Genomic DNA, 9,356 nt, shown 5'->3' with positions numbered 1-9,356 from the left:
TGGCCTTGTTGCGGGCCTCGGTGTCCTCGTAGACCGGATCGGAGTCGGCGACCACCCCGGCGCCGGCCTGGACGTACGCGACGCCGTCCTTGACGAGCGCGGTGCGGATGGCGATGGCGGTGTCGGCGTCGCCGGCGAAGTCGAGGTAACCGACGATGCCGCCGTAGATGCCGCGGCGGGTCGGTTCGAGCTCCTCGATGAGTTCCATCGCGCGGACCTTCGGCGCACCGGACAGAGTGCCCGCCGGGAAGCACGCGGTGACGGCGTCGAGGGCGTGCTTGCCCTCGGCGAGGCGGCCGGTGACGGTCGAGACCAGGTGCATCACGTGGCTGTACCGCTCGATGTGCCGGTAGTCGTGCACCTTCACGGTGCCGGGTTCGCACACGCGACCGAGGTCGTTGCGGCCGAGGTCGACGAGCATGAGGTGCTCGGCGTTCTCCTTCTCGTCGTTGATGAGGTCCTTCTCGAGCAGGACGTCCTCCTCCTCGCTGTTGCCGCGCCACCGGGTGCCCGCGATCGGGTGGGTGGTGGCGACGCCGTCGGAGACGGTGACGAGTGCTTCAGGGCTGGATCCGACGATGGAGAACGCGGTCTCCCCGTCCGGACCCGGAATGTGCAGCAGGAACATGTACGGGCTCGGGTTCGACGCGCGCAGCATCCGGTACACGTCGATGGGCGCTGCGGGACAGTCGATTTCGAAGCGCTGCGAGAGCACCACCTGGAAGGCTTCACCGGCTTCGATGTCGCCGATGAGCTTGCGGACGTCGGCGCCGAAGCCCTCGGTGGTCCGCTGCCGCCGGTAGTCGGGGGCGGGCTTCGAGAACGTGGAGACGGTGGACTCGGCGGGGGCGGCGAGCGCGGCGGTCATCCGGTCGAGCCGCGCGACCGCGTCGTCGTAGGCCTCGTCCACGCGTTCGTCGGAGCCGTCCCAGTTGACGGCGTTGGCGATGAGCCAGATCATGCCCTCGTGGTGGTCGACGGCGGCGAGGTCGGTCGCGAGGAGCATGACGAGTTCGGGGATCTGCAGGTCGTCCTCGGCGATCGAGGGCAGCTTCTCGAGGCGCCGGACGGTGTCGTAGCCGAGGTAGCCGACCATGCCGCCGGTCAGCGGCGGGAGGCCGTGCAGACGCTCGGTGTGCAGGAGCTTCAGGGTTTCGCCCAGGACGTCGACGGGATTGCCGCCCTGGGGTGCGCCGGCGGGAACGCTGCCGTACCAGGCGGCTTCACCGTCGACGACGGTGAGCGCGGCGGGACTGCCGGCGCCGATGAACGACCAGCGCGACCAGGAGCGGCCGTTTTCCGCGGATTCGAGCAGGAAGGTTCCGGGCCGATCGGCGGCGAGCTTCCGGTACGCCGACAGCGGCGTCTCGGCGTCGGCGAGCACCTTGCGGGTGACGGGCACGACGCGGTGCTCGGCCGCGAGTACCCGGAACTCCTCGCGGGTGGTGGTATCGGATCGACCGTGCGCGGACGGGTCGCTGGCTGCGGGAATGGTGGTGGGCTCGCCGGACATGCGCCCATCATCCCAGGGCTGCCGTGAGGGCCGCGCGCGCGGTAGCGTCGCCGGGCATGAGACCCGGTGACATCGCCCCCGATTTCTCGCTGCGCGACCAGGACGGCAAGCTGCGCTCGCTCGGCGAGCTGCTCGCCGGCGGCCCGCTGGTGCTGTTCTTCTATCCGGCCGCGTTCACGCCGGTGTGCACCGCGGAGGCCTGCCATTTCCGGGATCTGGCGGCGGAGTTCGCCGCCGTCGGCGCGACCCGCGTCGGGATCAGCGCCGATCCGGTGGACCGGCTCGCGTCGTGGGCGACGCGGCAGGCGTTCGACTTCCCGTTGCTGTCGGACCCGGACGGTGTCGCCGCCGCGGCCTACGGGGTGCGGCGCGGGCTACTCGGGAAGCTGTCCCCGGTCAAGCGGACCACGTTCGTGATCGACACCGATCGCCGCATCCTCGAGGTGGTCGCGAGCGAATTGCGCGCGTCGGTGCACGCGGACCGCGCGCTCGACGCGCTGCGCGCCCGCTGAGCGGGTTCAGTCCACCTGGATCGAGCGTTTCGCCAGGCCCATCCAGAATCCGTCGATGACCTGCCGGGCCGTCTGCTCGGGGTTGCTCGAGGCGCCGAGCGTGACGAACAGCGGCGCGAAGTGCTCGACGGTCGGGTGCGCGTAGGGCATGCCCGGTGCCCGGGTGCGGAAGTCGAGCAGTCCCTCGATGTCGCCGGCCGCGAACCGTTCCCCGGCCCACGCGTCGAACTCGGAGGACCAGCCGGGGGCGGCCGCCTCGGGTCGCATGTCGCGCAGGAACGGCAGGCCGTGGGTGGTGAAGCCGGAACCGATGATGAGCACGCCCTGCTCGCGCAGCGGCCGCAGGCGCTCGCCGAGGTGCAGTAGCCGCTGCGGGTCGAGGGTGGGCAGCGAGATCTGCAGCACCGGGATGGCGGCGTCGGGGTACATGACGGTCAGCGGCACGTAGGCGCCGTGGTCGAGACCGCGGTCGGGCTGCTGCACGACCGGTTCGTTGTCGGGCATCAGCGCCGCGACCTGGCGGGCGAGGTCGGGTGCGCCGGGTGCGGCGTAGGTGACCTCGTAGAAGCGTTGCGGGAAGCCCCAGAAGTCGTAGACGAGCGGGGTGCCGGTGGTGGTGGCGCCGATGGTCAGCGGCGCCGATTCCCAGTGCGCGGACACCACGAGGATCGCCGTGGGGCGCGGCAGGTCCGCTGCCCACCGCTGCAGCTGGGACACCCACAGTTCGCTGTCGACGAGCGGCGGGGCGCCGTGGCTCAGGAACAGGGCAGGCATGGTGCTCATGACACTCCTAGAAGTTGAAGCTTCAACCATCATAGGGGTGCAACGAGCGGATCGCCAAGTTCATTCCCGGCCGCTGCGAGCGTGCTCACACCGGAGAAGACCGAAATGACGGACGGCGCACCGAAATATCGGTGCACCGACCGTCGTACCGGGCGCTTCCGACTGGATCGTTCGCGTCAGCCCACGAACGTGAGCAGCGCCCAGCCCACCCCCACCGCCGACGCGGCGACCGCCAGCGTCAGCGGAATCCCGAACCGCACGAACGTCGCCGTCGAGTACCCGCCCGGGCGCAACACCATGAGATTCGTCTGGTGGCTGTACGGGTTGAGGAAGGTGAACGAGATGCACGTGCCGATCAGCGTGAGCAGCAGCACCGGATCCAGATCCGTGGTCGCGGCGATCTGCAGGGCGATCGGGGTCAGGATGGCCGCGGCGGCGGCGTTGGTCACCACGTTCGTCAACACCGTGGTGCCGACGACGAACACCAGGACGATCAACGCGACATTGCCGGCGGCCAGGGTGAGAACGGCGTCCGAGATGTAGTCCCCTAGGCCGCTGCGCACGACGATCGTGCCCAGCCCCACCGATCCGGCGATGATCGCCAGGATGTTCCAGTTCAGTGCGCGCACGGCCGATCTCGGCGTCAGCACCCCGGTCAGCACCATCAGGACGGCGCCGGCGGTCGCGACGAGTTCGACCGCGAGGACGCCGGACGACGCCGCGGCGATGGTGGCGGCCAGGATGCTCACGGCGATCCACGTCTTCGCGGCCTGCGGCGCCTTGCCGGACAGCTCCCGCCACACCGCCACCAGGGAGTTGTCCGCGAGCGAGTCGGCCGATTCCGCGGTGATCAGGCACAGCCCACCGGGTCGAGCGGGAGCCTCGCGCAGCAGCCGATCGGTCTGCGCGGCGATCACCAGGATGTCCTCGTGCTCCTCGAGGTCGCGCACCGACCGGCCCTCGTTGGTGGCGATGGCCACGCGGAACAGCCGCTGCGGGACCAGGCCGAAAACCGGGTTCGACCACAGCATCCGGACCCCGGCCTCCGTCGCCCGGTACACCAGGACGTCGCCCGGCTCGAGCGGGCTGTCGATGTCCACGGGGTCGCCCCAGCGGCGGATCTCCACGAGTTCGTACTCCGCCGTGGACTGGACGTCGAGCCGGGATGCGGTGCGTCCGACGGCGAGTGCCCGCGCCGAGATCGGGATCTCGGCCTGCCACGAGAAGTCGCGTGCTCCCTCGTCGATCCGTCCTCCGAGCAGCAACGGTGCGGTGACCGTCAGCACCAGCCAGCCGACCACGGCCACCGGCACCGCGATGGGCACGAACGAGAACATCGTGACCTGTACCCCGGCCGGCTGGGCGAGCCCGGCGATGAGCAGATTCGAACTGGTGCCGATCAGCGTCGCCGACCCCGCCAGGGTCGTCGCGTGCGCCACCGGCAGCAGGATTCCGCGCGCCGGGATCCGGGACCGCTGCTCGAGCTCCTTCGTGGCCGGGATGAGCATCGCCACGATCGGGGTCGTGTTGATCAGCGCCGAGACGAACCCCACCGACGGAATCAACCGGCGCAGCACCTGACCCGAGGTGCGCACCCCGGACAGCAGCAGATGGGTGACACGGGACACCGCCCCGGTCCGCAGGACGCCCTTGGCGATGACGAGCATCGCCGCGATCGTGATGACGCCGCTGTTGCTCAACCCCGCGAACAGTTCGGCCGGAGTGGCGATCCCGGCCAGGCCCGCGACGACCAGTGCCGTGGCCAACGCCAGCACAGCGGGGGCCTTCCCGGTCGTCATCACGACGAGGGTCGTCACCACGATGAACGCCGCGAGAAGAGCCATGCGAGAGATAGTCTCAACTCGTGTCGCGGCAGGCTCACAACAGTCGACGAGAAGTCTGATACTCCGTCATACTCTCCGATTCTTCCTGTTGCCTTGCTGTGTGTCCCGGAGGAGCGGGATCGGCACGCATCGCCAGGGCCGGTCACCGCGCCGGCACCGACCCGACCCGGTCGTGACGCGGACCGAACCGAATCTGTCGGTGCCCGACGATACGGTCGACGCCGCGGTCGAGCACGACGAGATGTTCCCGGCAGGAACCGATCGACGACGACACAGGGCGGGGGTGAACGGATGAGCAACACCGAACCGATCGACTGGCGCCCGTTCGCGTTCACCACCCGCCCGTACGCGGCGGTCGACGACACCACCGGCGACCCGATCGGACTCGACGACCTCGATATTCGCGTCCGGTGGCTGCTCGACCTGATCACCGGCGCCGAAACCGAACTGCTCACCCGCCTGTGGCAGCCCGGCACCTTCGACACCCTGGCCGCCGGCCGCGACCGCGACGGCCGGGCACTGCCCCAGCACGGACACGTCGCGGCGGCGCGTCTGGGCTGGACCCCGATCTATCCCGACGGGGTGTACGTGCCGTCGCGGGTGACGCGGGTGGTCACCGCCCACGCCACCGCGACCCTGCGGACCCTGGCGTATCGGGATGCGGCGATCGCGTCGCTGTCGGCCCGGTTCGATCCCGCCACCGGACGCATCGCCGCACCGGAGTGTGCTGCGGAGTATGTGCCGTCGGGGTTCGCGCGGGGCGTGCGCCGTCAACTGCTCGCCCGGACCCGCCGGGTCGACGAGACGGCCTCGGCGGTGACACCACTGCGGATCACCGACATCCAAACCCCACCGCAGGTAAGTCCGATGGCCCGGCTCTCGGCCGCCGACACACAACTCGCGCGGCTCACCGTCCTCGACGACACCATGGTGCTGACGGTGAAACTGCCCACCACCGCCGCCCCGACCGGGCGGGCGCACTGGAGGTCGGTGCGCCTGACCGCCGCGCTCCCCCCGCACCTGCACGGCCGGGCGGTCACACAGTGGCATCTGCCGACCCTGACCCTCGACACTCGGGGTCTGCTGCTGCGGTGCGCCGCCACCGAAGCCGTCCCCGCCGGTGACCTCGCGGCGGGCACGACCGCGGTGGGGGTGGATTGGTCACCGGCCACCCTCGGCGCCGCCGCCGTGGTCACCGACACCGGCGACGGGTTGGTCTCCGACCTTCGGGGCTACAGCTACGACGATCGCGGACTCGGCATCAAACTCGCCCGCCTCCAGACAGAAGGCCAATTCCTGCACCGCAAGGCCGCCCGGCTGCGCCGGCTCGCCGAGACCGCACCGCCCCGGGTGCGGGCGGAGCTGGAGGCGAAGATCGCGGTCCTCGAGGACAATCGCCTCGCGATCGGTGTCAAACGCGGGAAGATCAACCGAGAGCTCGAGTTTCATTTCGCCCGGCAGGTCGCCGACTACGCCGCTGCGGCGGAGGCGACGGTGATCGCGGTGGAGGACCTGACCACCCTGGAGGCTCGCAGGCGCGGCCGGCGAAACAACAATCGGGCGGCGCAGTCCGCCCGCCGTCGGGCCGCCGACGCCCTGACCCACACCGCGGCACGGGTGGGTGTGGTGGTGGTGTCGGTGCCCGCGCGGGGATCGTCGGCACTGTGCCCGGGCTGCAACGAACCGCTGACCCGCCCCGGTGGCTATCACACGGCATGGTGCGAGGCGTGCAAGGTGGGTGGGAATCGTGATCACGTGGCGGCGGTGAACCTCGCCACACGGGCGTTGTCGGGGCGCGCTGCGGCGGTCCGCACCCGCAGTGGGAGCGTCGAGATCCGAACCGCGGTGCACGCCCCGGTCCGGAAATGTCGGGACAAGACCGGTCCCACCCCGCGCAGGCCTCGGCATCGCCGGGTCCGCCGCAGCATCACGGCTTCGAGACCCCCGAAGGGGGTGACACAGTCGAGGAATTGTCCTGCACCCGAAGCGTCGGTGTGGGACACGGTCGAGCCCGCAACATCGCACGATGGTGTGGTGGGTAGCCGTGAGGAACGTGGATCTTCACCGCCTGCCACGCCAGTGGCAGGAAGTATCAGATTTACGTAGACGCTCGATCGCCACGCATGTTCGCACGACAGCTGACCATCGGCCGAAGGCGAGGAAGGCATGACATTCGTGAACACCGGAACACACATCGTGGTCGGCATCGACGGATCCGACACCTCGCTCGGCGCCGCGAAGTGGGCCGCAGTGGTCGCCGGGAAGCTGGGCCGGTCACTGCAACTGGTGCATTCGACATCGCACCCCTCGCGCCTGCTCGGCATCGGCGACCCGACACTCTCCCAGCAACTGGCGGACAGCCTGACCGAGGACGGCACCCGAATCCTCTCCGAGGCGGTCGCCGAAGTCCGGCAGCAGGCACCCGAGACCCAGCTCACCACGCTGATCGACGAGGAGGCCCCCGCGACCACCCTGCTCACGGCCGCGAAGGACGCATCGCTCATCGTGGTCGGCGCGACCGGTCGCGGGTCGGTCGAGCGGTGGCTGCTCGGCTCCACCGCGTCCCGGGTGGCCGGCCGCGCACCGTGCCCGGTCGTGGTGTGGCGCGGTGACCCGGCCGATCCGGGACCCGACACCCGCCCGATCGTCGTCGGCGTGGACGGCACTTCGGCATCCGTGAACGCGACCGAGTCCGCATTCGGCTTCGCCGAGCTGACGGGCGCACCCGTCACCGCGGTCCGCACCTGGACCGGCGAATTCGCCGCCGACGCGGTGATCACCGACTCGATGCCGATAGTGGGCCCGGCGACGCTGCTCGTCGATTGGGAGGCCGTGGCACGCGAGCAGGCGACGAAGTTGAGCGAGATTCTCGCGCCCTACCGGCAACGCTTCCCCGGCGTGACGGTCGAGGAGGTATCGACGCGCGGATCCGCGCCACGCGAGCTGCTGCGGGCACTGGACGACGCCCAGCTCGCGGTCGTCGGCAGCCGCGGCCGGGGCCGTATCGCCGGTGCCCTGCTCGGTTCGACGAGCCAGAATCTTCTGCACCGCGCGGAGCGGCCCGTGATGATCTGCCGCGCGGACGACACCGATCCGAAGTGATCGGAGCGGCCCGCCGCGCGCGAGCACCCGTCTCTTTGGCAGGCTGGACGGGTAGTGACGACGGAAGCGAGGACACATCCATGGGCAGCGACAGTCCCCGCTGGCTCGACGCGAACGAGCAGGCCGCCTGGCGATTGCTGGTGTCGGTGATCACCCGGTTGCCCGCCGCCCTGGACACCCAGACCCAACGCGACTCCGATCTGACGCACTTCGAGTACTTCACCCTCGCGCTGCTGTCCGAGGCACCGGACCGGCGCGCCCAGCTGTCCGTCCTCGCGGAATCGGTGAATGCGTCGCTGTCGCGGCTGTCCCATGTGGTCACCCGCCTGGCCAAGCGCGGCTGGGTGTACCGCGAGCCGATTCCGGGCAGCCGCGGCTCGTACGCGGTACTGACCGACAGCGGCTACGAGAAGGTCGCCGAGGCGGCACCGTCCCACGTCGAGACGGTGCGCCGTCTGGTGTTCGACGGGCTGGACGACGATCAGTTGCGCGCTCTCACCGAACTCGGCAAGGTGCTCGTCGCCCAGCTCGACAAGGGGCTCGCCGAGGGAACCGGCAGGGCTTAGGGCAGCTCGCAGTTGCGGTCACATGGTGAGCACCATGCGATAGCGCGCGCGTCCCTCCTCGGCGACGGCGTACGCCTGCGCAGCCTCGGACAGCGGACGTTCCTCGATGCGGGCGCGTACCCCGGTCTGTACCGCGAATCGCATCGTCTCCTCGACATCGCGTGCCGTCCCGGACGGGTGGCCGGTCACGCTCAGCCCGGGCATGATCAGCTGCAGAGGATTGATCGGCAACGGATCGACCGTCGCGCCGACCACGACGAGTTCGCCCTGCGGCTGCAACCCACCGACCGTCGCGGCCATCGCCGCGGAGTTCGCCGCGGTGGCCAGCACCACCGACACACCGCCGAGTGCCTGCAAGGCCTCCGCCACGTCGCCCGCCGAGGCGTCCACGTAGTGATGGGCACCCAGCTCCAGAGCATCGTCCCGTTTCCCGGCACCGCGTGCGATGGCGACAGTCTCGAAGCCCATCGCACGGGCGAACTGAACTCCCAGGTGACCGAGGCCGCCGATCCCCAGGACCGCCACCCGGTCGCCGGGTAGCGCCCGCGTCTTGCGCAGCGCGTCGTAGGTGGTGACGCCGGCGCAACTCATGGGGGCGGCCTCCGAGAACGACAGTTCGTCCGGAATCCGGGCGAGCGCATTGACCGGTGCCGTCACCGACTCGGCGTAGCCGCCCGGATAGTGCCAGCTCGGCACCTGCAGCTTCTCGCAGTGGATGAATTGTCCTCGGCGGCAGGAAATGCACTCGTTGCAATGACCGCCGAACCACCCCACCGCGACCCGGTCGCCGACGTCGAAACCGGTGACTCCGGCGCCGAGTTCGGCGATGGTTCCAGCGATTTCGTGGCCGGGGGTCAGCGGCCAGGTCGTACCGGGAAATCCCCCGTTCACGAAGCCGTGATCGGTGCCGCAGATTCCGCACGCGGACACCGCAATTCGGACATGTCCGGGGCCGGGGGAGGTAGTTTCGGTGGCGACGAGGGTCAGTGCTCCCCCGACCGACTCGACGTGAACTGCTCGATGTGTGGGCATCGCA

The 9,356-nt window shown here is 70.1% G+C and carries 8 protein-coding genes; 4 read left to right on the top strand and 4 right to left on the bottom strand.

The genetic code is table 11. The annotated features are described in order from the left end of the window. The coding region (locus tag ACN675_RS19030; protein ID WP_420752324.1) for an anthranilate synthase component I at positions 1 to 1,513 on the bottom strand (1,513 nt) is incomplete at its 3' end. A gap of 56 nt (positions 1,514 to 1,569) precedes the next feature. Here ACN675_RS19030 and ACN675_RS19025 point away from each other — a divergent pair. Next, positions 1,570 to 2,025 carry a peroxiredoxin gene (locus tag ACN675_RS19025; RefSeq protein WP_420752323.1) on the top strand — a complete coding sequence of 152 codons (456 nt, stop codon included), beginning with the start codon at positions 1,570 to 1,572 and terminating at the stop codon, positions 2,023 to 2,025. A gap of 6 nt (positions 2,026 to 2,031) precedes the next feature. Here ACN675_RS19025 and ACN675_RS19020 read toward each other — a convergent pair whose 3' ends face one another. Continuing rightward, positions 2,032 to 2,799, bottom strand: a complete 768-nt coding sequence (locus ACN675_RS19020; protein WP_420752326.1) for a dioxygenase — start codon at positions 2,797 to 2,799, stop codon at positions 2,032 to 2,034. A gap of 185 nt (positions 2,800 to 2,984) precedes the next feature. Further along, positions 2,985 to 4,652: an SLC13 family permease gene (locus ACN675_RS19015; RefSeq protein ID WP_420752322.1), complete on the bottom strand. Its 1,668-nt coding sequence runs from the start codon at positions 4,650 to 4,652 to the stop codon at positions 2,985 to 2,987. A 291-nt stretch (positions 4,653 to 4,943) separates the two neighbouring features. Between ACN675_RS19015 and ACN675_RS19010 the strand changes: the two genes are divergently transcribed. From ACN675_RS19010 to ACN675_RS19000, 3 genes are all read left to right on the top strand, one after another. Beyond that, the gene (locus ACN675_RS19010; protein ID WP_420752321.1) at positions 4,944 to 6,758 is read left to right on the top strand and encodes a zinc ribbon domain-containing protein; all 1,815 of its coding nucleotides are present in this window, start codon (positions 4,944 to 4,946) and stop codon (positions 6,756 to 6,758) included. Between the two features lie 60 nt (positions 6,759 to 6,818). Continuing rightward, positions 6,819 to 7,754 (top strand): universal stress protein, encoded by a 936-nt coding sequence (locus ACN675_RS19005; protein WP_420752320.1) that lies wholly within the window; start codon positions 6,819 to 6,821, stop codon positions 7,752 to 7,754. 80 nt (positions 7,755 to 7,834) lie between these two features. After that, on the top strand, positions 7,835 to 8,320 hold the full coding sequence (locus tag ACN675_RS19000; protein ID WP_420752319.1) for a MarR family winged helix-turn-helix transcriptional regulator: 486 nt from the start codon (positions 7,835 to 7,837) through the stop codon (positions 8,318 to 8,320). A gap of 18 nt (positions 8,321 to 8,338) precedes the next feature. On the opposite strand, the gene ACN675_RS18995 is transcribed toward ACN675_RS19000, so the two are convergent. Continuing rightward, positions 8,339 to 9,352, bottom strand: coding sequence for an alcohol dehydrogenase catalytic domain-containing protein (locus tag ACN675_RS18995; RefSeq protein ID WP_420752318.1), 1,014 nt, complete (start codon positions 9,350 to 9,352; stop codon positions 8,339 to 8,341). Between the last annotated feature and the right edge of the window lie 4 nt (positions 9,353 to 9,356).

The sequence above is a fragment of the Rhodococcus sp. O3 genome (assembly GCF_048897285.1).
Classification (GTDB): domain Bacteria; phylum Actinomycetota; class Actinomycetes; order Mycobacteriales; family Mycobacteriaceae; genus Rhodococcus.
Note: the sequence above shows the minus strand (reverse complement) of the source record. Positions and strands in the feature narration are given on the sequence as shown.

Bases quoted from the DNA above. Each gene is read 5' to 3' on its own strand.
- ACN675_RS19025 (WP_420752323.1), top strand. From the start codon at position 1,570: ATGAGACCCGGTGACATCGCCCCCGATTTCTCGCTGCGCGACCAGGAC.
- ACN675_RS19020 (WP_420752326.1), bottom strand. From the start codon at position 2,799: ATGCCTGCCCTGTTCCTGAGCCACGGCGCCCCGCCGCTCGTCGACAGC.
- ACN675_RS19015 (WP_420752322.1), bottom strand. From the start codon at position 4,652: ATGGCTCTTCTCGCGGCGTTCATCGTGGTGACGACCCTCGTCGTGATG.
- ACN675_RS19010 (WP_420752321.1), top strand. From the start codon at position 4,944: ATGAGCAACACCGAACCGATCGACTGGCGCCCGTTCGCGTTCACCACC.
- ACN675_RS19005 (WP_420752320.1), top strand. From the start codon at position 6,819: ATGACATTCGTGAACACCGGAACACACATCGTGGTCGGCATCGACGGA.
- ACN675_RS19000 (WP_420752319.1), top strand. From the start codon at position 7,835: ATGGGCAGCGACAGTCCCCGCTGGCTCGACGCGAACGAGCAGGCCGCC.
- ACN675_RS18995 (WP_420752318.1), bottom strand. From the start codon at position 9,352: ATGCCCACACATCGAGCAGTTCACGTCGAGTCGGTCGGGGGAGCACTG.